Below are 23,871 nucleotides of genomic sequence, written 5' to 3'. Positions count from 1 at the left end.
GTTTTTGTGCGTCGTAACTTGTCCGCACGAAGGTGATCGTGATCCATCCGTGACGTCACTGGGCCAGCAATTCAAGCGGGCACGCCGGCACGCTGCATTCGAGTGCGGTGCTGTCCATGGCCACGGTTCCGGGACAACGGATGCCTTCGGAAACAACTAATAAGTCGAATCTGTTTGCAGCCTTTTCATTCGCTGCGTAATTGGGGAAGCGCCGCACCAGCTGCGCCAAACCGCTCAACGGAGGGTGAGTTAATGAAGTCCACTTTGCACAAGCCTGCATCCAACAAGGCGCTGGGGCGTCGTACCGCGGTAGCGCTCGCCATTGCCGTTGGATTCGGCATGACCGGGGCGGTCTATGCCCAAGCCACGACCGGCAGCATCTTCGGTCAGGCTCAGGCAGGCGATTCGGTACTGATCAAGAGTTCGTCCGGTGTCACCCGGCAGGTCGATGTGGATTCGACCGGCCACTACACCGTAGGTTCACTGCCGCTGGGCAACTACACGGTGACCCTGCAGCGCAATGGCCAGGCCGTCGATTCGCGCTCCAACGTCACGCTGCGCGTGGGCGCGGGCACCGAGGTTTCCTTCGGCGCCCAGAACGCCCAGAACCTGTCGGCGGTGACGGTGCAGGCCAACGCCCTGCCCAGCATCGACGTCAGCGGCGTCGACTCCCGTACGGTCATCACCGCCGAGCAGCTGGCCCGCCTGCCGCTGGCGCGCAGCGCCGAGGCGATCGCCCTGCTGGCCCCGGGCGTGGTCCAGGGCAGCGGCCTGTTCAACAACGTCCTCGGCGGCTCGGTAGTGTCGTTCGGCGGCTCCTCGGTGACCGAGAACGCGTACTACATCAACGGCTTCAACACCACCGATCCGCTCAGCGGCTTCGGCGGCATCACCCTGCCGTACGGCGCCATCGACCAGCAGGAAATCATGAGCGGCGGCTACGGCGCGGCCTACGGCCGTTCCGACGGCGGCGTGATCAGCCAGGTCGGCAAGCGCGGCACCAACGAGTGGCACTTCGGCGGCCAGATCCAGTGGACCCCGACGGACCTGAGCGCCGACCCGAAGAACTGGTACTACGTCAACAAGGACGGCTCGCAGGGCAAGCTGCGCCAGTACCGCAAGAACAACAAGTCGTGGACCACCACGGTGGACGCCTACGTCGGCGGTCCGCTGATCCAGGACAAGTTGTTCATGTTCGCCGCCGTCGAGGCCGAGCGCCAGCAGGGCGAGTCGACCGGCTCCAACGTGGCGCCGTTCGTCGACCATTACCGCTACGACAACCCGAAGTGGTACGGCAAGCTGGACTGGAACATCACCGACAGCAACATCCTCGAACTGACCGGTGCGTCGAACAAGTCGTCCTACCAGGGCAAGTTCAACGACTTCAGCTACGCCACCCTGACCGAAGGCGGCTTCAACAGCAACGACACCCACACCAAGAACGGTGCGGACGTCTATTCGGCGAAGTTCACCAGCTACATCACCGATGACCTGACCGTCAGCGCGCTGTACGGCAAGATGAAGGGCACCTGGTACAGCAGCGTCGCCGACTACGATCCGACCTATCCGTACCTGTTCACGCCGAACGAGCAGAACCCTGCCCTCAACGGCGGCTCGCCGATCACCAACAGCCAGACGGTGTCGACGATCAACCTGCCGGGTCACCGTTCGACCAACACCAACCTGCGCATCGACGTGAGCTACAAGCTCGGCGACCACACGCTGACCGCCGGTATCGACAACCAGGACCAGAAGAACGTCGACGGCGGCACCAAGTTCCCTGATGCCGGCCTCGGCTACGCCTGGGAATACGACCACATGGACGATCCGAACACCTATATCGTGGGTGGCCCGGGCACGGCCCAGCCGGGTGCCGACTGGCAGAACTCGCCGTGGGTGGCCAACACCGGCTCCCAGCCGGGTGGCGCGGACGGCTACTACGTGGCCCAGTACAAGTACCACGACAATGCCTCGGTGCGCGTGGCGCAGCGTGCGCAGTACGTCGAGGACAGCTGGCAGGTCAACGACCGCTGGCTGGTCAAGCTCGGCCTGCGCAACGACCAGTTCACCAACTACAACGCCGTCGGTCAGCCCTACCTGCGCCTGACCAGCCCGCAGTGGGCACCGCGCGTGGGCTTCAGCTGGGACGTGAACGGCGACTCCAGCTTCAAGGTCTACGGCAACGCCGGTCGCTACTACCTCGCGCTGCCGACCAGCGTGGCGCTGCGCTCCGCCGGCACCTCGCTGTACACCCGCACCTACTACACCTACACCGGTATCGACGCCAACGGCATCCCGACCGGCCTGACTCCGATCGACACCTACCTGGGCGCCGGTGCGCCCGTGTCGGCCAACGGCGAGTACGGCCAGGCGCGTGACCCGAAGACCTCGGCCTCGACCAACCTGAAGTCGGAGTACCAGGACGAGTACATCCTCGGCTTCGACAAGAAGCTGGGCGATTCGTGGGTGTACGGTGCCAAGGCGACCTACCGCAACCTGCGCAACGCCATCGACGACGTCGGCGACAACATCTCGATCATCGCCAAGATGAACGCGATGGGCATCGATCCGAACAGCTACGATGCCACCCAGGTGCCGGCGAGCATCCTGATCAACCCGGGCAGCACCTCCTACTTCAACATTCCGAAGCTGGGCGGCGGCTACTACACCGTGCAGATGGACTGGAAGAACGACTTCCACTTCAACACCACGATGAAGCGCAAGTACTACGGCCTGGACCTGTACCTGGAGCATCCGTTCGACGGCAAGTGGTACGGCAAGGTCGACTACCTGTTCTCGCGCAGCTACGGCAACAGCGAAGGCCAGGTGCGCACCGACATCGGCCAGACCGACGTATCCGCGACGGTGGATTGGGATTACGCCCAGGTCATGGACTATGCCAACGGTGCCCTGGCCAACGACCGTCGCCACCAGCTCAAGGCATACGGCTCGTACCAGATCGCGCCGGAATGGATGGTGTCGGGCAACCTGGCGATCCTGTCCGGTGCACCGCGCACCTGCCTGGGCTACTACGGGGCAGACCAGACCAACCCGGGCCTCGGCTACGGTCCGTACTACCACTTCTGCAACGGTAAGCCGTCGTCGCCGGGTGCCACGCGCAACCCGTGGACCTACACGCTCAGCCTGAGCGCGGAGTACCGGCCGGAGTGGGCGGGCAAGAAGCTGGCCTTCAACGTGATGGTCAACAACGTGTTCGACAGCCAGAAGGTCACTCAGACCTACGCGATCTCGACGAGCACGAGCTACCTGCGCCCGTACAGCATGCAGACGCCGCGTTACGTCCGTTTCGGCGTGTCGTACGACTTCTGATGAGCTGAAGCAACACGCATGTGGTAGTTGCAAGAAGGCCGCCAGGGAGACCTGGCGGCCTTCTTCACGTCAGGCGGAGCCCTCCTTGCGCTCAATCCGCCTCGATCTCCTCCTCGAAGCGCAGGTGCTTCACGCTGCGACCGTTGCGGCGCACCAGCTTGAGCGCCTCGATGCCGATCCTGATGTGCGCCTCGACGAACCGCGAGGTGATGTTGCGATCGCTGGCCTCGGTCTTCACGCCTTCCGGGATCATCGGCTGGTCGGACACCAGCAACAGTGCGCCGCAGGGGATCCGGTTGGCGAAGCCGGCGGCGAAGATCGTGGCGGTTTCCATGTCCACCGCCATGCAGCGGGTGCGCCGCAGGTAGGCCTTGAAGGTATCGTCGTGTTCCCACACGCGGCGGTTGGTGGTGTAGACGGTACCGGTCCAGTAGTCGTGGCCGAGGTCGCGGATCATCGTCGACACCGCGCGCTGCAGCTGGAACGCCGGCAGCGCCGGCACTTCCGGCGGCAGGTAGTCGTTGCTGGTGCCTTCGCCGCGGATCGCCGCGATCGGCAGCACCAGGTCGCCAAGCTGGTTCTTCTTCTTGACGCCGCCGCACTTGCCCAGGAACAGCGCGGCCTTCGGCCCGATCGCACCGAGCAGGTCCATCATGGTGGCCGCGTTCGGGCTGCCCATGCCGAAGTTGATCAGGGTGATGCCGTCGGCGGTGGCGTTCGGCATCGGCCGGTCGCGCCCCTGCACCTCCACCCCGTGCCACTGCGCGAACAATTCCACGTAATGGCCGAAGTTGGTCAGCAGGATGTGCTCGCCGAACTGGTCGAGCGGCGTGCCGGTGTAGCGCGGCAGCCAGTTGGAAACGATCTCGCTTTTGCTTTTCATGGATGGAGTCTTGCCCACTGAGGTTGCCGGCGACGCCACGCCGGCACGATGCCAGTTGTGAAGAGCGCCATTCTAGGGGCCGCCGGCGACGCGGTCTGCAGCCGCGGCCGCCGAACCGGTACTTTTTCCAGTCTTGCCGGTCACTTGTGGCGTGTTATGGTCTGCCTGCCATTGATGACCGGGGGGCATGTGATGCGGATGGGTCTGGCAATCGATGCGGCCTGCGACCTGTCGCAGGCGTTCCTGCAACAGCACGACATCGCGGTGATGCCGATCACCGTGCGGGTGGACAGCGAAGTGTTCATGGACGACCGCAAGCCGGCCGAGATCCAGCGCTTCATCGACCGCCGCCTCGGCAGTCGCAGCCATTCGGCGGAAACCGAGCCCTGCCCGGTGGACGAGGTGCAGAAGCTGTTCCTCGGAAAACTGGTGCTGGAGCAGGACTGCGTGTTCTGCCTGACCATCACCGCCACCCGCAGCCCGATCAACGAACACGTCAACAAGGCCAGCTTCGGCATCCTCAAGAATTACCGCCAGGTACGCGAGCAGGCCGGCGTGCCCGGTCCGTTCATGATGCGCGTGATCGATACCCGCAACATCTTCGCCGGCGCCGCGCCACTGGTCTACGAAGCGGCCCGCCTGATCGCCGCCAACGAAACGCCGGCCACGATCCGCGAGCGGCTCGCCCACCTCGCCAACTACACCTACGGCTACATGCTGCCGCGCGACCTGTATTACCTGCGCGCCCGCGCCAAGAAGAAGAACGACCGCAGCGTCAGTCTGGTCAGCGCAATGCTGGGCTCGGCGCTGGACATCAAGCCGATCCTGCGCTGTTTCCGCGGCGAGACCGGCCCGGTCGGCAAGGCACGCGGCTTCGAGCAGGGCGCGGAAGCGCTGTTCAACTACGCCGCGCAGCGGGTGCGCGCCGGCCTGCTGGTGCCGATGGTGTGCGCCAGCTACGGCGGCGACCTGGCCGTGCTGTCGCATCTGCCCGGCTATGCCGGGTTGCGTGCGGCCTGCGAGGAGTGCGGCGTCGAGTTGATGGAGGCACCGATGAGCATCACCGGCATGGTCAACGTGGGTGAAGGCGCAGTGACCATCGGCTTCGCCGCCGAGGAGCACGAAGCGGAGTTCTGAGGCCCGCCGCTCAGAAGCCGTAGTTGAGGAACCCGCCGTCCACCGCCAGCACCTGGCCGGTGACGTAGCTGGCCGCTGGCAGGCACAGGAAGGCGATTGCCGCGGCCACCTCCTCCGGCTCGCCGATGCGCCTGAGCGGCGTACGCTCGAGCACCTCGTCCAGGTAGTCGGCGTCGGCCAGCGCCGGGCCGGTGCGCTGGGTGCGGATGTACCACGGCGCCACCGCGTTGACGCGGATGCCGTCCACCGCCCATTCGGCCGCCAGGTTGCGGGTGAGCTGGTGCAGCGCCGCCTTGCTCATGCCGTAGGGCGCGCCGGTGCGCACGTGGGTGACGCCGGACACCGAACCCACGTTGACGATCGCCGCGTTCGCGTGCTGCACCAGCTGCGGATGCGCCAGCCGGCACATCTCGAAGGCGGAGAACAGGTTCTGCTCGAAGATCGCGCGATAGTCCTCCTCGCGATAATCCAGCGTGGCGCCGGGCTGGTTGCCACCGGCGTTGTTGACCAGCAGCGACACCGGCGCGCCGAGGTCGGCGATCCAGTCGAACACGGCCAGCCGGTCCTCGGCGTCGGCCAGGTCGGCGCCGAACGCCAACACGTCGATGCCGGCAAACTCGTCGGCCAGTTCCACGCGCACCTGTTCGAGATAGTCCTCGTCGCGCGCCACCAGCAGCAGGTTGGCGCCAAGGCCGGCCAGTTCACGCGCGGTGGCGTAGCCGATGCCCTTGCTGGCGCCGGTGACCAGGGCGGTATGGCCGTACAGTTGCCAGGCATCGAGGCGGCTGTTCATGGGCCCAGCTTAAAGCAAACGGCGGCCGCGTTGCCGCGCCAAGCCTTGCCCGACCCCCTGCATGGCGGGACACTCGGCACTTCGCCCCCACATGGGAACCGCCATGAAACCGCTGCCGATCCTGCTCTGTGCCGTCGCCCTCGCCGCCTGCTCCGGCAAGCCGCCGGAGCCCCAGGCCAAACCGGCGGCAGCCGACACCGCCACGCCGTTCGACGCACTGAAGGCGGACGAGCAGCGCGCGAAGGACGTGCAGAAGGCCGTCGACAAACAGGCCGAGGAGCAACGCAAGCAGATCGAGGCGCAGGAACAGTAGCCGCGCCCAGGCTACGGCCGGCCCGCGCGACATTCACGGCCCTTCGGCGCGACCTGCCCGCGCAGTCCGCCGCGGGCACGATCCGCCGGCGGTGCCTGCCGCCCGGCGGCGACTGCTCAACGCGGACGGCACAGGCAATCGGCGTAGATGTTCGGCGTACCGGCCTTCGCGTTGCGCAGCAGCTGCAGCTCCGGCGCCCATGCCGGCAACTGGGCGAACCAGTTCGGCAGGCGCACGCCCCACGACTGCAGCAGGCGTACGCTGGCCCCCTGGCTGAAGCCGGCCAGGAAACGTTCGAAACCGCTCTGCGGTGCCTCCACGTAGCGCACCGGATAGCCCTTGCCGAGCCTGGCCAGGTTCGCCGCATCGGCGACGGCGGCCTGCAGTCCGCCAAGCTGGTCGACCAGGCCGCGCTCGAGCGCCTGCCGGCCGGTCCACACCCGGCCCTGCGCGATCGCGTCGACCGCCTCGTAGCTCTTGCCGCGCGCCTTCGCCACGTTGCCGACGAAGTCGCGGTAGCCCTTGTCGATGATCGCCTGGATCACCGCGCCGACCTTCGGGTCGAGCGGCCGGCTGATGTCGAACGCACCGGCCATCGGCCCGGTGGCCACGCCGTCGCTCTTGACGCCGAGCTTGGCCAGCGTGTTCGGCACCGTGTAGTACATGCCGAAGATGCCGATCGAACCGGTGATGGTGTTCGGCTCGGCGAAGATGCGGTTCGCGTTCATCGCGATCCAGTAGCCGCCGCTGGCCGCCACGTCGCCCATCGACACCACCACGGGAATGCCCGCGCTGCGGGTCAGCTCGATCTCGCGGCGGATCTGCTCGGCCGCATACACTTCGCCGCCGGGCGAGTTGACCCGCAAGACCAGGGCCTTGGTCTTGCGATCCTCGCGTGCGCTGCGGATCAGCGCCGCGGTGGATTCGCCGCCGATCGAGCCGGCCGCGCGCTTGCCGCCGGCGATCTCGCCCTCGGCCACCACGATCGCCACGCCCGGCGCGAACGCGTCGCCGTCGTGCGGCACACTGGCCGCGTAACGGCTCAGTTCGACCTGGCGGAAACTGTGGCCTTTCCGGTCGGCCGGCACGCCTTCCTTGCGCATCATCGCGATCAGCTCGGCGCGGGTGGCCAGGCCGTCGACCAGGTGCTGATCCAGCGCCAGCTGGGCCAGGTTGCCCTGGGTGCCGGCGATATGCCGCGGCAGGTCGTCGATGTCGTCGCGCAGCGTCGCCGGATCCAGCCTGCGCATGGCCGCCACTTCCGCGAGGTAGCCGTCCCACAGGCCGCCCATCCAGTAACTGTCGGCCTGTTTCGCCTCGGCCGAGGCGTGGTCGAGGATGTACGGCTCGGCCGCGCTCTTGAACTCGCCGACACGGAACAGGTGCACGTCGACGCCGAGCTTGTCCAGCAGGTCCTTGTAGAACAGGCGGTAGTTGGCCAGCCCGGTGATCAGCACGCCGCCCTGCGGGTCGACCAGCAGGCGGTCGGCATGCGCGGCCAGGTAGTACTGGCCCTGGTCCAGGTTCACCGCCCACGCGACCACCGGCTTGCCCGCCGCGCGGAAGCGCTCCAGCGCCGCGCCGACCTCGCGCAACGCGGCAAAACCGCCGTCATGCAGCTCGTCCGGCAGCAGCAGGATGCGGCTGATCCGCGGGTCCTTCGCCGCCGCGTCGATCGCGCCGACCAGGTCGCGCACCTGCACCTGCTTCGGTTCGTCGCCGGCCAGTCCCGCCAGCGCGCGCTGCAGCGGATCGATGCTGTACTGCTCGACCAACTGGCCCTGCGGCTTGATCACCAGCACGCTGCCATCCTGCACCGTGCGGTCCGCACCGGCGGCCAATACCAGCAGCAGCACGAACAGCAGACCGAAGAACACCAGGTTGATGATCACCAGCCGGAAGCCGTTGATCAGGCGCCCCAGTGCACGCAGGAAGGCCCAGAAACCGTTGCGGCGCGGCGGTGGCGGTGGTGGGAACGTCATATAGGCAAGTATCCGGAAGCGTCGGGGCAAGCGTAGCCGTTCAGGCCGGCGCGGTCATCGGCAGGTGGCGGCGCCAGCGCTGCTTCCAGGCACTGCGCCAGAAGCGGGTGAACAGCATCGCCGCCGCCACGGACAAGCCGGCGATCAGGCCGATCCACATGCCGCGCGCGCCCATGCCGTGGTGGAAGGCCAGCCACCAGCCCACCGGCATGCCCACCATCCAGTACGAGAACAGCGTGATCGCCATCGGCACGCGGGTGTCCTTGAGGCCGCGCAGGGCGCCGTTTGCCGCAACCTGGATGCCGTCGGAGAACTGGAACAGCCCGGCCAGCATGATCAACTGCGCGGCCAGCGCGATCACCTTCGGCTCGTGCGTGTACAGCGCGGCGATGAAGTGCGGCAGGCCCAGCATCAGCCCGGCCGAGAACACCTGCGTGACCAGGGTAAGGCCGATCCCGCACAAGCCCGCATAGCGCACGCCGCGCTCGTCGCCGCGGCCCACCGCGTTGCCCACCCGCACGGTGATCGCCATGGCCAGGCCGAGCGGGATCATGAAGAACAGCGAGGCGATGTTGATCGCCACCTGATGGCTGGCGATCACGTCCTCGCCCAGCGTGGCGATAATCAGCGCGGTGGCCACGAACAACCCGGCCTCGGCCAGCAGGGTCACCGCCATCGGCGCTCCGATGTGCAGCAGTTGGCCGATCCGGCGCAGGTCCGGCCACTCGAAACGGTCGAACAGGCCCAGCCCGCGATAGTTGCGCCGGAAGATCACATAGACGCCGAACGCCAGCATCTCCAGCCACAGCACGATCGCGGTAGCCACGCCGCAACCGTGCGCGCCCTGCGGCGGGATGCCCAGCTTGCCGAACATCAGCACGTAGCCCAGCGGGATCAGCAGCACCAGCCCGCCGAGGCTGAAGTACATCGACGGCCGGGTCAGCGACAGGCCCTCGGACAGCCCGCGCAGCGCGAAGTAGCAGGTCAGCGCGGGCGCGCCCCAGCTGATCGCCAGCAGGAAGCGCTGCACGTCGTGGCGCAGGCTCGCGGTCACCCCGATCAGCTCGATCAGCGGCTCCGCGTGGCGCACCGCGAACCACAGCACCACGCCCATGCCCAGCGCCAGCCATAGCGCCTGGCGGAACACCGCACCGACCTCGTGGCGCCGGCCGGCGCCGTCGAGCTGCGCCACCGACGGCGGCACCGCCATCATCATGCCGATGCCGCTGACGATCGCCAGCGACCAGATGCTGGCACCCACCGCCACCGCACCCAGCACGTGCGCGCTGACATGCCCGGCCAGCACCGCGTCGATCACGTTGCTGCCGACCGCCGCCAGCTGGGCGGCGATCAACGGCAGCGCGAGACGCACGGTGGCGCGCACCTCGTGCAGTAGATGGGCGCGTTCGGGACGGAAAGCCATCATCGGTCAAGCAGACTCCAGGGCCGGCCATTCTACCTGAGCCAAAGGTCACGCCCGGCCGGCCGCCGCGCTGTGCGAAGATTTCCCGCTGCAGCGGACGGAGCCCCCGATGAAGCAGCTGACCAGCCACGAAGGACTGCACTGCGCCAATTGCGGCGCCAGCATGCAGGGCGAGTTCTGCCACGAATGCGGGCAGTCGATCCACAGCGTGCTCAAGCCGATGCACCACATGCTCGAGGAAACCGTCGAGACGGTGCTGCACATCGACGGCCGCATCGTGCACACGCTGCCGCCGCTGCTGCTCAAGCCGGGCTTCCTCACCCTGGAATATTTCGCCGGCCGGCGCGTGCGCTACATCGCGCCGTTCCGGCTGATGTTCGTGCTGTGCCTGCTGTCGTTCTTCGTGTTCCACCTGGCGGTCGACCAGTTCACCGGCAAGATGCCCGCGAACGGCCAGCCGCTGGTGAGCGTGGACAGCCGGGCGATCGAGGCGGCCTCAAGTCCGGCCGAAGTGCGCAAGGCACTGCAGGACGAACTGGACGGCCTGCAGAGCGCCCGAGACACTGGCCTGCTGCCGCCGAACGTACTCGAGCAGACCCATACGGCAGCACGGGAATTACGTCGGAAAGCCAATCAGCGCCTCGTCGCGCTCGACGCGGCGCCCATGTCGGCCGCCTCGCTCGCCGCACCGCCGGTAGCCGCAACGGAGAACGTCACCGGCGACACGAAACCGCGAGACGCGTTGCCCAAGGCGACCGAGGGCGAGTCGAAACCCGTGCAGATCGCCTGGCTGCCGGACCTGGTCAATGCGCGCCTGACCGCGCTGGGCCAGCAGATGCACCGGAATTGGCGAGCCGTCAAGCACGGCGACCCGGCGGCCAGCGCCGAAGCGAAGCAGCGGATGATCAACGGGGTTTTCGGCGTTCTGCCGCCGACCATGTTCGTGATGATTCCGATATTCGCCGTCCTGCTGAAGCTGTTCTATGTTTTTCGCCGACGGCTGTACATGGAGCATCTGATCGTGGCCCTGCACAGCCACGCCTTCATGTTCCTCTCCCTGCTGCTGATCACCGTGGTCGGCATGCTCTCGACCTGGCTGCGCCCCCATGCCGCCTGGACCGGCTACGTGCTGGGTTGGATACAGGCACTCCTGATGCTGTGGGTGCCCACTTACCTGCTGATCATGCAAAAACATGTCTACCACCAGGGCTGGCCGATGACCCTGCTGAAATTCTGGTTCATCGGGTGGTGCTACTTCTGGCTGCTGATGTTCGCCCTGATGGTCGCCGCAGCGCTTGGCATGGCCCACTGAGGCCGCTTTTCCGAGCCGCGGCGCGGCGGGTTTTGCACAGCGTCATGAGCCTGTCAAGGCAACCGGGGGCGGCTTGTCAATTGTGTGAACTGCAGCTGGATGCCATTTGCAGGCTATTGAAATAAAAGTCTTTTTTTACGTGACCAAAACCTCGTCAGGCCGTCGTGAAAGGCGCTGCGACGCGCTTTGAGGCGCCCCCTCCCCGCTGCATCCACAGACTTATCCACAGCTGCTGTGGATAAGCGCAAAAACCTCTCGGCTATAGCTACTTACCTGCAACTCCTCGATAACCGGGCAGCAAGTTTGCGCAACCTGCTCGACGTGGTTTACCAGACATCGCAGCTATCGAAACATGAGGCCTCGCGTACGCCACGGTTACACTGGCCCGCCACGAGGTAACCCATGCCCGCCGTTCTCCGCGTCGCCCTGCCGGTACCCCTGCCAACCCTGTTCGACTACCTGCCGCCGGCGGCGGGCGAGGCCAGTGCGGGCAGCCGGATATTGGTGCCGTTCGGCCGCCACGAGCTGGTCGGCGTGGTGGTGGCGATCGAGGTGGAGGCGACGGTGGAGCGTGCGCGGCTGAAGCCGGCACTGCGCCTGCTCGACGACGAGCCGCTGCTCGATGCCGAACTGATGCAGACCCTGGCCTGGGCCGCCGACTACTGGATCGGCGCGCCGGGCGAGGCCTACGCCAACGCCTTGCCGCTGGCCCTGCGCGAGGCGAAGCCGCTGCCGCCGATCGGCGACGAGTACTGGTCGCTCACCGGCGCCGGCCGCAGCGCACACGATGCCGGCAGCCGGCGCGGCGGCAGCAAGGCCTTGCTGGCCCTGCTGGCTGCCGGCGCCTTGAGCGCGCAGGAATTGAGCGAACGCCAGAGCGGCTGGCGCGACGCGGCGCGCCGGCTGGCCGCCGCCGGCCTGCTCGAGCGCAGCGAACGACCGCCGCTCGACCGCCCGTCGCCAGCCTCGCCGGCACCGCAACTCAGCGACGAGCAGCAGCAGGCGGTGGCCGCGGTCGGCGCCAGCCTCGGCCGCTACCAGCCGTTCCTGCTCGATGGCGTCACCGGCAGCGGCAAGACCGAGGTCTACCTGGCGCTGATCGAACAGGTGCTGGCGCAAGGCAGGCAGGCGCTGCTGCTGGTGCCGGAGATCGGCCTCGCCCCGCAAACCATGCGGCGCCTGCGCGAACGGCTCGGCGTGCTCGTCGAGGTGCTGCACTCGAACCTGTCCGAAGGCGACCGCGCGCGCGCCTGGCTGCGCGCCCGCGCCGGCAGCGCACGGGTGATCCTGGGCACCCGCTCGGCGGTGTTCACGCCGCTGCCGCAGGCCGGCCTGATCATCGTCGACGAGGAACACGACAGCGCCTACAAGCAGCAGGAAGGCTTCCGCTACCACGCCCGCGACCTGGCCCTGGTGCGCGCCCGCGCGCTCGGCGTGCCGGTGTTGCTGGGCTCGGGCACGCCGTCGCTGGAATCGCTGGCGAATGCCGAGGCCGGCCGCTACCGCAGCTTGCATCTGCGCGCCCGTCCCGGCGCGATCCGGCCGCCGCAGGTGCAGATCATCGACATGCGCGCGCAGCGTCTGGAGCACGGCATGTCGCCGGCGCTGCTCGGCGCCGTGGCCGAGACGGTGGCGCGCGGCGAGCAGGCGCTGGTGTTTCGCAACCGCCGTGGCTACGCGCCGGTGCTGCTGTGTCACGCCTGCGGCTGGCATGCCGGCTGCCCGCGCTGCGACCGCCCGCTGACCCTGCACGCAGGCCGGCGCCAGCTGATCTGCCATCACTGCGACTATCGCCAGCGCATGCCTGCCGTGTGCCCGGCTTGCGGTGCCGGCGAGCTGAAGCCGCAGGGCCAGGGCACCGAGCGGCTGGAGGAGGCCCTGGTCGCGCGGTTCCCCCAGGTGCCGGTCGTGCGCGTGGACCGCGAGACCACCCGTCGCCGCGACGCGTTCGAGCAGTTGCTGGCCACGCTCAACGACGACCAGCCGGCGATCCTGGTCGGCACCCAGATGCTGGCCAAGGGCCACGACCTGCCCAACCTCACCCTGGTCGCGATCGTGGGCGTGGACGAGGGCCTGCACAGCGTGGATTTCCGCGCCGGCGAGCGGCTGGCGCAGCTGGTGGTGCAGGTGGCCGGCCGCGCCGGCCGCGCGCGCAAGCCCGGCCGCGTGCTGCTGCAGACGCACCAGCCGGAACACCCGCTGCTGCGCAACCTGCTGGCACACGGTTATGCTGCCGCGGCGCGCGAGCTGCTGGCCGAGCGCCGGCTGATCCGGCTGCCACCATACAGCCACCAGGTGCTGCTGCGCGCCGAGGCGCCGCAGCGCGAACAGGTCGGGGCGTTCCTCGCCGCGGCACATGCCGCGCTGCCGATCAACGATCAGTTGCAGGTCGCCGGGCCGATGCCCGCACCGATGCCGTTGCGGGCAGGACGCCACCGCGGCCAGCTGCTGCTGGAAGCGGCCAGCCGACAGGTGCTGCACGCGATGCTGCGACCATGGCAACTGGCGCTCGGCGCATTGCCGACGGGACGCAAGGTGCGCTGGTCGCTGGACGTCGATCCGATCGACCTGTACTGAACGCCCGCAGCGGACCGGGCTCAGCCCGCGTCGGGTTTCAACGCGCCCGGTTTCACCAGCCAGCGCACCGCCAGCACGCCCAGCTCGTAGAGCAGGCACATCGGCACTGCCAGCATGATCATCGAGGTGATGTCGGGCGGGGTGATGAAGGCGGCGATGGCGAACGCGCCGACGATGGCGTAACGCCGGCTGCTGCGCAGCTTGTCCACGTCGACGATGCCCATCGCGGCGAGCACCACCACCGCCACCGGCACCTCGAAGCACAGCCCGAACGCGAAGAACATCAGCATCACGAAATCGAGGTAGTGGGTGATGTCGGTCATCATCTCCACCCCCTGCGGCGTGATCGCGGTGAGGAAGCGGAACGCCGCCGGCAGCACCAGGAAATAGGCGAACGCGCAGCCGACGTAGAACAGCACCAGCGCCGCGGCGAGAAGCGGCCGGGCGAGCCGTTTCTCGTGCTTGTACAGGCCCGGACTGACGAACGCCCACAGCTGGTACAGGATCATCGGCATGCTGATGAACAGCGCCGCGTAGAAGGCCAGCTTCAGCGGCGTGACGAACGGGCTGGCGACCTCGGTGGCGATCAGGTGCGAACCCTCGGGCAGCCGCGCCACCAGCGGCGCGGCCAGTTCCGTGTACAGACGGTTGGCGAACGGCACCAGCGCCAGCAGCACCACCAGCACGGTGGCGCAGGCCTTGAGCAGGCGCGTGCGCAGTTCGAGCAGGTGCGAGAACAGCCCCTGCTGCAGGTCGACGTCGGCGTCAGGCGCGGCCATGCGGAGCCTCCCTGTTCGTCGGCGCGGCGGTGTCGGCGAACAGGTCGCCGGTCGCGTGTTCCGGCTCGTCTGCGGCGGCGGCCTCCGGCACGGTGGTGCTGGCGGCTGCAGCCGGCTCGTCCGTCACGCTGCTGCCCGACGATACGGCGCCCGGCATGTCGCGCACCTGCGCCAGCGTGGCGTCCAGCTCGCCCTGTGCCGCTTCCGCCCGTGCCGCGGCTTCGCGTGCGGCACGCTTGATTTCCTCGATCTGCAGTTCGCGCTCCACCTCGGCCCGCACGTCGTCCCAGCCGCTGCGCATGCGGCGCAGCAGGGCGCCGGCGGTGCGCGCGGCGCCCGGCAGCTTCTCCGGGCCGAGCACGATCAGCGCGATGAGCGCGAGCAGCACCAGCTTGCCGAAGCTGATCTCGATCATCGCCGCAACCCGCCCGCCGCCCGCGACTTACTTCGGGTCGCTGGAGTCGCGCTGGCCCTGCGTCGCCTTGTCGGCGGGGCTGGCCGGCGGATCGGCGCGCAGGCGATCGGCTTCTTCCTTGCGCTTGGCCTCGTCCTCGTCGCCGTTGAGGCCTTTCTTGAAGTCGCGCATGGCGTTGCCGAGGTCGGAACCGATGTTGCGCAGCTTGCCGGTGCCGAAGACCACCACCACCACGACCAGCAGGATTACCAGATGCCAGATGCTCATGTATTACCTCGAAAACGGAGGGAGCCGGAAACCCATCGCGCAGCGCGCGCCGGCCTTTCCGTATCAGCGTGAAGTGTACTCTTCGAGCCGGTCGCGAAAGTCGACCACGGGCGCCGGCACGTTGCTGACGCCGCCCTCGAAGATGCGCCGCGGCGTGATCCCGGCGCCATACACCGCGGCGTTCGCATCATAGTCGATGCGCAGCGCCGAACCGTCCAGCGCCACGCCGGCGAACAGGCCGCGGCTGCGCGAGTAGGAGTAGATCTCGGCCTTCATCTGCGCGTCGGTGGAGGCGCTGGCGGTGCGCCCGACCGGGCCGGCCGCGGCGGAGGCGTCGGCGCCGAGGGTGAACTTGCCGTTGACGATGGAATCGACCCCGCGCTGGGTGCGGAACACCAGGATCACGTCGGTCGAGGACACGCCGGCCTGGAAGCCCACGCTGCCGCCGGTCATGGTGATGAAACTGGGGTTGGACCAGGTACCGTCCGGGCTCTTCACCGAGATCAGGCCCTCGCCGCGGCGACCGCCGAAGATGAAGCCGGCCTTGATCATGTCCGGGATCACCGCGATCGCCCGGGCGTTCTGCAGCAGATCCTTCGGGATCGCCTTGTCCGGCGCCTGCATGATGTCGTTCAGCACGCGCACGGCGTTGCTGGCGCGCACCAGCGGCGGGTCCTCGGCATGCGCGGCCATGGCCGGCAGCAACAGGACCAGGGCGGCCAGCAGCAGGCGTTGCAGCGATGTCTTCAACATGGGGCAGCTCCACTCGGGTTCGGGGGAAGGCACGGCGCCACGTGGTGCGCCGGGCTTGTGGCAGACTGCACGATCCCAGCCGCCACGACTGTCACGATGCCACGCAGCAACCACTATACCGGCGTTGCCGACGATTCCGGCGCGCCGATCGCTCCGCCCGTTCAGGCAGCCGTGCTGCTGGTCAACCTGGGGACGCCGACCGCGCCGACCGCCGCCGCGGTGCGGCCGTACCTGGCCGAATTCCTCGGCGATCCGCGGGTGATCGACTACCCACGCTGGCTGTGGTGGCTGATCCTGCACGGGGTGATCCTGCGCGTGCGGCCGAAACGCTCGGCACACGCCTACGCGCGGATCTGGGATGAACGCGGCTCGCCGCTGCGCTACGGCAGCGAGGCGCTGGCGGCCGGCCTGCAGACCGAGCTGGACCGGCAGCAGCCCGCTACGCTGCGGGTGGCGCTGGCGATGCGCTACGGCGAACCGTCGGTGGCACAGACGATCGAACGGCTGCAGCGCGACGGCGTGCGCCGGCTGCTGGTGCTGCCGCTGTATCCGCAGTACTCGGCCACCTCCACCGGCTCGGTGATCGACGCGGTGGCCGACGCCTTCAAGCAACTGCGCTGGCCGCCGGAGCTGCGCTTCGTCAACGACTACCACGACGACCCCGGCCACATCGAGGCGCTGGCCACCGGCATCGAGCGCTGGTGGGCGGCGAACGGCCGCGGCGAGAAGCTGCTGCTGTCGTTCCACGGCATACCCGAGCGTTACGTACGGCTCGGCGATCCCTACGCGGAACAATGCCAACGCACCGCGAAGCTGCTGCGCGAGCGACTGCAGTTGGGCGAGGGCGAGCTGATCGTCAGCTTCCAGTCGCGGGTGGGCCGCGAGCGCTGGCTGCAGCCCTACACCGATGCCAGCGTGCGCCAGTTGGCCGCCGACGGCGTACGCAAGCTCGACGTCGCCTGCCCCGGCTTCGCGGTGGACTGCCTGGAGACGCTGGAGGAGATCGCGATGCAGAACCGCGACTTCTTCACCGCCGCCGGTGGCGAAACGCTGCGCTACATCCCCGCACTGAACGACAGCGCCGAGCAGGTGGCCAGCCTCGCCGCGCTGGTGCGCCGGCACCTGGGCGGCTGGCCGGAAGCCGCCGCGTGACGACACCCGTCGAGTGCCGCATCACCCTGCCGCACCTGGGCCTGGCCGCCGAAATATGGGGCGACGAAGCGCTGCCGCCGCTGCTGGCCTTGCACGGCTGGCTCGACAACGCCGGCAGCTTCGCCCGGCTGGCGCCGCGGCTGGTCACCCGCTATCGGGTGATCGCGCTGGACCTGCCCGGTCACGGCCACTCCGATCATCTGGTCGCCGGCGCCAGCTACCACTACCTCGACTACGTGCAGGTCGTGCTGGCCGCGGCCGACGCGCTGCGGCTGGATCGCTACAGCCTGCTCGGCCACTCGCTGGGCGCCGGCATCGCCGCACTGGTCGCGGCCGCCTCGCCCGAGCGGATCGAGCGGCTGCTGCTGATCGAGGGTCTCGGCCCGCTCGGCGATGACGGCGCGCACACGCTGCAGCGCTTCCGCGATGCGCTGGCACCGCGTGGCGACAACGCCAAGCCGTTGCGAATATTCCGCGACGTCGCCCAAGCGGTCGCCGCCCGCAGCAAGGCCAGTGGCCTGCCCGTCGAGCTGGCGCGGCCGATCGTCGAACGCGGCCTGGTCGAAGCCGATGGCGGCTGGCGCTGGCGCAGCGACCCGCGGCTGACCCGCCCCAGCGCGGTGCGCCTGGCCGAAGCGCAGGTGCACGCGCTGCTGCGCGGGATCGCCGCACCCACCGCCCTGCTGCTGGCGCAACCGGCCACCTCCTACCTGCCCAGCGCCCCGATGCAGGCCCGCGCCGATTGCGTCGCGAACATCCGTGTCAGCCATCTGGCCGGCGGCCACCACCTGCATCTCGAACATCCGGCCGAAGTCGCCGCGTGGATCGACGCGGCGACGTGACGCAAGCGCCTCAGGGCTTCTTCAACCCCAGCACGTCCAGCCCCTGCTCGAAGCGGATGTCGACCGGAATGTGCGCCTGGTCCAGTCGCTTGAGGTCGCCGGCCAGTTCGGCATCGACGGCACCCATCTGGTCGGTGAGTTGCTTGGCGGCTTCGTAGTCGCCGTCGCCCTGGATGGTCAGCAGCTTGGCCGACAGCGCGTTCATCGCCGCAGTCATCTTGTCGAAGTCGACGCGGTAGCGGCCGCTGTTTTCGTCGCGGCTGAACGCACCCTGCTGCTTGAAGAAGTTGAAGCGCACCATGTTCGCCTTGGCGTGCGCGTCGCTGGCGCCGAAGCGCACCGAGCGCAGGATGCCGGCGAGGAAGGTGACGTAGTTGTCCATCAGCTTCGCCTTGTCCAGCTCGCCCTTGTCGGCCAGCTTGCTGACCATGTACAGGCCGAGGATGTCGGCCTTGCCTTCCTCGAAGCTGGACGCCTGGTCCTTCAGCGCCTTGCGCACGGTGCCCTTGCCGTCCAAGGTGTTCTTGATGCCGAGGCCGTGCGCCACCTCGTGGAACATGGTGTTCTGGAAGAACGCGTCGAAGCTGAGATTGCGCTGCTGGTCCTCGGCGATCAGCTCCTTCGCGATCGGCAGCATGATCTGGTCGAACTTCGCCTGCATCACGTTTTCCAGCTGCAAGCGGCGCGTGCCCTTCTTCAGCTGCACCTGCTCGTCGTTCGGCAGGTTGATCGCGATGGTCTTGGCGCCGACGTTGGCGTCGCCAGCGTAGTAGACCGCGAAGTAGGCGTTGAGGTCGGCGTCGGAGCCGGGCTTTTCCGCCTTGTAACGGTCGGGCACCGGCAGGCCGCGCTGCAGTTCGGGCAGGTACTTGGCGAAGCGCGCCAGTTTCGCGCTCCAGGCCTGGTCCTTGATCAGCACATAGGATTCGTAGCTGGCCTTGTAGCCGTACAGCTGGTCCTCGTAGGTCTCGATGGGGCCGATCACGATGTCGACCGGGTTCTTCTTCATGTCCATCCAGGCGAAGTCGCTGGCCTGGTAGTCGTCGCTGAGCAGCGCGTCGGCGCGCAGCGTGAGGTATTTCCTGAAACCGGCGTCCTTCGCCAGCTTCGCCGCCTGGCGCAGCAGGCCGGCGGTCTTTTCCAGCTCGGCCTTGTACGCCTCGTGGTAGGGCACGCTGATCAGCTGACCCTGCGCGTCGCGGCGCAGCAGGGTGTACAGCGAGGTCTTGTCCTTCAGCGTGGACTTCTCGAACTCGGCCTTGTCCATGTCGACCGGATAGAACTGCGCGCCGGCCGGACGTGCGCCGACGCCGTCGACGAACGGCTTGTCGTTGTCCAGCCGGTTCCACGGACCGTAATTGATCTCGGCGAATTCCCGCGTGGCCGGGTCGCTTATCTTCTGTAGCAGCGCATCCTTGTCGCCCCACGCCTGCTGCCAGTACAGCGCGTTCATGCTGTCGGCCGCCTCGACCAGCAGCGCGATCATCTTCTTCTGCCGCGCGTCGAACTTCGACAGGTCGGCGGTGAGTTTCACCGTGGCGTAATCGGCCAGCTTGCGCTGGATCGCCGCGTCGGTTTCCGCACCTGCCGGCGCCATCGTGGCACTGGTCGGCGGCGCAGGGGCCAGTTCTTCCTTCGACACCGGCGCCGGGGCGTCCTGGTGGGAGGAGCAGGCGGCCAGCGCCAGCAGCAGACAGAAGGGAAGCAGACGTCGGACCATGATCATGCCCTGGCAGGAGAATGCTTCATGGTATCGCGGCCGCACTGACGCGATACCGACCGGATGCACATGCCGCACACCCGTCCTTCGGTTATCGTCGCATTCCCCTCGCTTCGCCACGCCCATGGACCTGTCGTCGACCCCCGCCGCACCACGCCATCGGGCCGCGCTGGCTTTCATCTACGTCACCGTGCTGCTGGACATGCTGTCGTACGGCGTCATCATCCCGGTGCTGCCGCACCTGGTGGAACAGCTGGCCGGCGGCGGCATCGCGAACGCGGCATGGTGGGTGGGCATTTTCAGCACCGTGTTCGCGATCGTGCAGTTCGTGTTCTCGCCGGTGCTGGGCGCGCTGTCGGACCGTTTCGGCCGGCGGCCGGTGATCCTGATCTCCAACCTCGGCCTCGCCGTGGATTTCGTGATGCTGGCCCTCGCGCCGACGCTGTGGCTGCTGTTTGTCGCGCGCGTCCTGCTGGGCATGACCGCGGCCAGTTTCAGCACCGCCAATGCCTACATCGCCGACATCACGCCGAAGGAAAAGCGCGCGGCGGCGTTCGGCCTGCTGGGCAGCGCCTTCGGCGTGGGCTTCATCGTCGGCCCCGGTCTCGGCGGCTTCCTCGGCGGCATCCACCTGCGCCTGCCATTCTGGGTCGCCGCCGCGCTGGCGTTGTGCAATTTCCTGTACGGGCTGCTGGTGCTGCCCGAGTCGCTGCACAAGAAACACCGTACGAAGCGCCTCGAACTGCACAGCGCCCATCCGTTCGGTTCACTGAAACTGCTGCGCCAATACCCGCAGGTGTTTCAACTGGCGATCGTGATGTTCCTGGTCTATCTCGCCCACTACGTGCTGCAGACGGTGTTCGTGCTGTATGCGGATTACCGCTACGGCTGGGGACCGCAGGCCGTCGGCTACGTGCTGATGCTGGTCGGCGCCTGCGACGGCTTCGTGCAGGCCGTGCTCACCGGCCGGATGACGCCGCGTTTCGGCGAACGCCGCGTGCTGCTGGCCGGCATGCTGTTCGGCGTCGGCGCCTTCCTGGTGATGGGCGTGGCCGACACCGGCTGGGTGTTCCTGCTCGGCGTGCCGCTGCTGGCCCTGTGGGGGCTGTCCGGGCCGCCGCTGCAATCGATCATGACGCAGCAGGTCGAGCCGTCCGAACAGGGCCGCCTGCAAGGCGCCATCACCAGCCTGGGCAGCTTCGCCGGCATCTTCGGGCCGTACCTGTTCGCGCAGGTCTTTGCGCTGTCGATCGCCCCGGCTTCGTCCATTGACGTGCCGGGTGTAGCCTTCGTGCTCGCCGCAATCCTGATGCTGGCCGGCGCGCTGATCGCCGCACGGGCCACCCGGCGCACTCCCGGCGGCGGCAAGCCGAACATCGAGGCGGCCATCCCGGTGGCATGCCCCGACGACCTGCCGCCGATCACCAACGCCCACCCATCCGTCTACCCTCATCCACCACAGGAAGATCACCCATGACCATTTCGATGTACCAGGTCGCCGTTCCCGTTTTCGTTCGCGCACTGGGCAATCTCGCCCACGTGCTGAAGAAGGGCGAGCAGCATGCGAAGTCGAAGAACGTCAGCGACGAAGTGTTGCTGCAGACCCGGCTGATCCCGGACATGTTGCCGCTGATCAAGCAGATCCAGATCGCCTGCGACATGGCCACCCGCGGCGCCGCCCGCCTGGCCGGCGTGGAGCCGCAGAGTTTCGAGGACAACGAGACCACGCTGGAACAGGCCTACAGCCGCATCGAGCGCTCGATCGCGTACGTCAAGAACTTCACGCCGGAGCAGATCGACGGCAGCGAAACCCGCCCGATCCACCTGAAGATGCGCAACGGCGAGTTGCATTTCGAAGGCCAGACCTACCTGCTGCACTTCCTGATCCCGAACCTGTTCTTCCACTGCACCACCGCCTACGACATCCTGCGCGAGATCGGCACCGATATCGGCAAATCCGACTTCATCGGCAACGCCTGAACCGGCATGGCGGCGGCCCGGAAACGGGTCGTCGCCGACCAAAGTTCCGAAGTGTGATGGGCACCACATTCCACCATCGGCCCATGGCCTGCCTCCTGCTTGCCTGGAGATGACTCCTCCCCCAGTCCCCTCCCTACCGAGCAAGCATCATGGAACAGATCAAGTGCATCATCGTCGGCGGCCCGCAGCACGGCCTGGTGCTCCGACGCCCGTGGGACCGGCGCCGCCCGGCCCCGTTGTACGTGATCGCCGACGACGGCGAGCCGTGCGTTGCGGCCGTCCGCCGGCACGACAAAAGCATGGGTACGCGTTACCTGCTGCTGCATCCGCGTGCCACCGGCGAACAGATTCTGACCATGCTGGCGGCTTGAACTGACGCATCGCGTCACCCGGGAGCCGCGCCGCGGAAACATCGGCACTAGCTGGCGGAACAGGGCATGATGTCGCAGCCCTTCGGCGCCTTGCCGGGCACGCGCCGGCGCATCGACAATAGCTGACCGGGCCGACGCCCGCCCTCCAGCTCCCCGGCCCCATGCTGCGACTGACCGACCTCAAGCTGCCGCTCGACCACGGCGAGGCCGCGCTCGGCGCCGCGATCCTCCGGCGGCTGGACATCGACGCCGCCGCGCTCACCGGCTACACCATCGCCCGGCGCGGCTACGACGCGCGCAAGCGCGGCGCGATCGTGCTGATCTACGCGCTGGACATCGACACCCCGCGCGAGGCGGAACTGCTGCGACGCTTCGCCGACGATCCGCACGTGCAACCCACGCCGGACACCGGCTACCACTTCGTCGCCAAGGCGCCGCCGCGGATCGAACACCGCCCGCTGGTGATCGGCTTCGGCCCCTGCGGCCTGTTTGCCGGGCTGATCCTGGCGCAGATGGGTTTCCGCCCGATCATCCTGGACCGCGGCAAGCAGGTGCGCGAGCGCACGAAAGACACCTGGGACCTGTGGCGCAAGCGCCAGCTGCACCCGGAGTCGAACGTGCAGTTCGGCGAAGGCGGCGCCGGCACGTTTTCCGACGGCAAGCTGCACAGTCAGATCCGCGACCCGCAGCACCATGGCCGCAAGGTACTCGCCGAATTCGTCAAGGCCGGCGCACCGGAGGAAATCCTCTACGTCAGCAAGCCGCACATCGGCACGTTCCGGCTGGTGACTATGGTGGAGAACATGCGCGCCACGATCGAATCGCTGGGCGGCGAGATCCGCTTCGGCCGGCGCGTCGACGATCTGTTGCTGGAACCGTGCACGGATGGCCAGCGGCAGATCCGTGGCGTGACCCTGGCCAGCGGCGGGCAGATCCGTGCCGATCACGTGGTGCTGGCGCTGGGCCACAGCGCGCGCGACACCTTCGCCATGCTGCATGAGCGCGGCGTGCATCTGGAAGCGAAACCCTTTTCGATCGGCTTCCGCATCGAGCATCCGCAGTCGCTGATCGACCGCGCCCGCTTCGGCCCGCAGGCCGGCCACCCGATCCTCGGCGCGGCCGACTACAAGCTGGTGCACCACGGCCGCGGCGGGCGCTCGGTGTACAGCTTCTGCATGTGCCCGGGCGGCACCGTGGTGGCCGCCACCAGCGAACCCGGCCGTGTGGTCACCAACGGCATGAGCCAGTACTCGCGCAACGAGCGCAACGCCAATGCGGCCATCGTCGTCGGCATCGACCCGGCCGACTTCGCGCCCTACGACGACAGTGGCAGTCCGCTGGCCGGCATCGCGCTGCAGCGTGCGCTGGAAAGCCACGCCTACGTACTGGGCGGAGAGAACTACAACGCTCCCGCGCAACTGATCGGCGACTTCCTCGCTGGCCGCGTCTCGCGCGACTTCGGCGAGGTGCAGCCGTCCTACCAGCCGGGCGTGACCCTGGGCAGCCTCGACAGCGCGCTGCCCGACTACGCGATCGCCGCGATCCGCGAGGCATTGCCGGCGTTCGAACGGCAGATCAGGGGCTACGCGATGCACGACGCGATCCTCACCGGCGTGGAGACGCGCACCTCCTCGCCGGTGCGGATCAGCCGCGACGACAGCCTGCAGAGCCTCAACACCCGCGGCCTCTACCCCGCCGGCGAAGGCGCCGGCTATGCCGGCGGCATCCTCTCGGCCGCGGTGGACGGCATCAAGGTGGCCGAGGCGGTGGCGCTGAGCATCGCTGGAAGCTGAGACTCCGGTCGGCTGTTGATTCGCCGCGTCGCGGCCATATTTCAAGCGG

At 67.9% G+C, this 23,871-nt stretch carries 20 protein-coding genes; 11 read left to right on the top strand and 9 right to left on the bottom strand.

Features of this window, described 5'->3' with window-relative positions; all coding sequences use genetic code 11:
* The first annotated feature begins 252 nt into the window (after positions 1-252).
* The gene (locus R5H19_RS01485) at positions 253-3,330 is read left to right on the top strand and encodes a TonB-dependent receptor (RefSeq protein ID WP_318157200.1); all 3,078 of its coding nucleotides are present in this window, start codon (positions 253-255) and stop codon (positions 3,328-3,330) included.
* Positions 3,331-3,421: 91 nt separating this feature from the next.
* Here R5H19_RS01485 and R5H19_RS01480 read toward each other — a convergent pair whose 3' ends face one another.
* Positions 3,422-4,213 (bottom strand): AMP nucleosidase, encoded by a 792-nt coding sequence (locus R5H19_RS01480; protein ID WP_318157199.1) that lies wholly within the window; start codon positions 4,211-4,213, stop codon positions 3,422-3,424.
* Between the two features lie 192 nt (positions 4,214-4,405).
* On the opposite strand from R5H19_RS01480, the gene R5H19_RS01475 reads away from it, so the two are divergent.
* A complete protein-coding gene (locus R5H19_RS01475; protein ID WP_318157198.1) occupies positions 4,406-5,350 on the top strand; it encodes a DegV family protein in 945 nt (314 codons plus the stop codon).
* Between the two features lie 10 nt (positions 5,351-5,360).
* Here the strand turns inward: R5H19_RS01475 and R5H19_RS01470 are convergent, their stop codons facing one another.
* Entirely contained in the window at positions 5,361-6,143 is a 783-nt protein-coding gene (locus tag R5H19_RS01470) for an SDR family oxidoreductase (protein WP_318157197.1), read from the bottom strand.
* 103 nt (positions 6,144-6,246) lie between these two features.
* On the opposite strand from R5H19_RS01470, the gene R5H19_RS01465 reads away from it, so the two are divergent.
* A complete protein-coding gene (locus R5H19_RS01465) occupies positions 6,247-6,456 on the top strand; it encodes a hypothetical protein (RefSeq protein ID WP_318157196.1) in 210 nt (69 codons plus the stop codon).
* Between the two features lie 116 nt (positions 6,457-6,572).
* On the opposite strand, the gene sppA is transcribed toward R5H19_RS01465, so the two are convergent.
* Positions 6,573-8,438 (bottom strand): signal peptide peptidase SppA, encoded by a 1,866-nt coding sequence (sppA, locus tag R5H19_RS01460; protein WP_318157195.1) that lies wholly within the window; start codon positions 8,436-8,438, stop codon positions 6,573-6,575.
* 40 nt (positions 8,439-8,478) lie between these two features.
* On the bottom strand, positions 8,479-9,864 hold the full coding sequence (locus tag R5H19_RS01455; RefSeq protein WP_318157194.1) for an MATE family efflux transporter: 1,386 nt from the start codon (positions 9,862-9,864) through the stop codon (positions 8,479-8,481).
* 106 nt (positions 9,865-9,970) lie between these two features.
* On the opposite strand from R5H19_RS01455, the gene R5H19_RS01450 reads away from it, so the two are divergent.
* Together R5H19_RS01450 and R5H19_RS01445 are read left to right on the top strand one after the other, a co-directional pair.
* The gene (locus tag R5H19_RS01450; RefSeq protein WP_318157193.1) at positions 9,971-11,173 is read left to right on the top strand and encodes a DUF3667 domain-containing protein; all 1,203 of its coding nucleotides are present in this window, start codon (positions 9,971-9,973) and stop codon (positions 11,171-11,173) included.
* Positions 11,174-11,575: 402 nt separating this feature from the next.
* A complete protein-coding gene (locus R5H19_RS01445; protein WP_318157192.1) occupies positions 11,576-13,750 on the top strand; it encodes a primosomal protein N' in 2,175 nt (724 codons plus the stop codon).
* Positions 13,751-13,770: 20 nt separating this feature from the next.
* Here the strand turns inward: R5H19_RS01445 and tatC are convergent, their stop codons facing one another.
* The 4 genes from tatC to R5H19_RS01425 all read right to left on the bottom strand — a co-directional run bounded on the left by tatC (position 13,771) and on the right by R5H19_RS01425 (position 15,964).
* Positions 13,771-14,529: a twin-arginine translocase subunit TatC gene (tatC, locus tag R5H19_RS01440; protein WP_318157191.1), complete on the bottom strand. Its 759-nt coding sequence runs from the start codon at positions 14,527-14,529 to the stop codon at positions 13,771-13,773.
* The gene (tatB, locus tag R5H19_RS01435) at positions 14,516-14,944 is read right to left on the bottom strand and encodes a Sec-independent protein translocase protein TatB (RefSeq protein WP_318157190.1); all 429 of its coding nucleotides are present in this window, start codon (positions 14,942-14,944) and stop codon (positions 14,516-14,518) included. The genes tatC and tatB overlap by 14 nt, the downstream gene beginning before the upstream one ends.
* 27 nt (positions 14,945-14,971) lie before the next feature.
* Entirely contained in the window at positions 14,972-15,211 is a 240-nt protein-coding gene (tatA, locus tag R5H19_RS01430) for a twin-arginine translocase TatA/TatE family subunit (RefSeq protein WP_318157189.1), read from the bottom strand.
* A gap of 63 nt (positions 15,212-15,274) precedes the next feature.
* Positions 15,275-15,964: a lipid-binding SYLF domain-containing protein gene (locus R5H19_RS01425; RefSeq protein ID WP_318157188.1), complete on the bottom strand. Its 690-nt coding sequence runs from the start codon at positions 15,962-15,964 to the stop codon at positions 15,275-15,277.
* A 96-nt stretch (positions 15,965-16,060) separates the two neighbouring features.
* Here R5H19_RS01425 and hemH point away from each other — a divergent pair, with 96 nt between their 5' ends.
* Entirely contained in the window at positions 16,061-17,116 is a 1,056-nt protein-coding gene (gene hemH, locus R5H19_RS01420; protein ID WP_318157187.1) for a ferrochelatase, read from the top strand.
* Complete coding sequence (locus R5H19_RS01415) at positions 17,113-17,958, top strand: alpha/beta hydrolase (RefSeq protein ID WP_318157186.1); 846 nt, start codon at positions 17,113-17,115, stop codon at positions 17,956-17,958. Before hemH ends, R5H19_RS01415 begins: the two co-directional genes overlap by 4 nt.
* Positions 17,959-17,968: 10 nt before the next feature.
* Here R5H19_RS01415 and R5H19_RS01410 read toward each other — a convergent pair whose 3' ends face one another.
* Complete coding sequence (locus R5H19_RS01410; protein ID WP_318157185.1) at positions 17,969-19,678, bottom strand: Zn-dependent hydrolase; 1,710 nt, start codon at positions 19,676-19,678, stop codon at positions 17,969-17,971.
* Positions 19,679-19,802: 124 nt separating this feature from the next.
* On the opposite strand from R5H19_RS01410, the gene R5H19_RS01405 reads away from it, so the two are divergent.
* From R5H19_RS01405 to R5H19_RS01390, 4 genes are all read left to right on the top strand, one after another.
* On the top strand, positions 19,803-21,155 hold the full coding sequence (locus tag R5H19_RS01405) for a TCR/Tet family MFS transporter (RefSeq protein WP_318157184.1): 1,353 nt from the start codon (positions 19,803-19,805) through the stop codon (positions 21,153-21,155).
* On the top strand, positions 21,152-21,658 hold the full coding sequence (locus R5H19_RS01400) for a DUF1993 domain-containing protein (RefSeq protein ID WP_318157183.1): 507 nt from the start codon (positions 21,152-21,154) through the stop codon (positions 21,656-21,658). The genes R5H19_RS01405 and R5H19_RS01400 overlap by 4 nt, the downstream gene beginning before the upstream one ends.
* A 149-nt stretch (positions 21,659-21,807) precedes the next feature.
* Positions 21,808-22,029, top strand: coding sequence for a hypothetical protein (locus R5H19_RS01395; protein ID WP_318157182.1), 222 nt, complete (start codon positions 21,808-21,810; stop codon positions 22,027-22,029).
* A gap of 161 nt (positions 22,030-22,190) precedes the next feature.
* A complete protein-coding gene (locus R5H19_RS01390; RefSeq protein WP_318157181.1) occupies positions 22,191-23,822 on the top strand; it encodes an NAD(P)/FAD-dependent oxidoreductase in 1,632 nt (543 codons plus the stop codon).
* Positions 23,823-23,871: the final 49 nt, after the last annotated feature.

It is taken from the genome of Rhodanobacter sp. KK11 (genome assembly GCF_033345435.1).
Lineage (GTDB): Bacteria > Pseudomonadota > Gammaproteobacteria > Xanthomonadales > Rhodanobacteraceae > Rhodanobacter.
The sequence above is the reverse complement of the archived record's forward strand: the minus strand, read 5'-3'. Positions and strand labels throughout refer to the sequence as shown.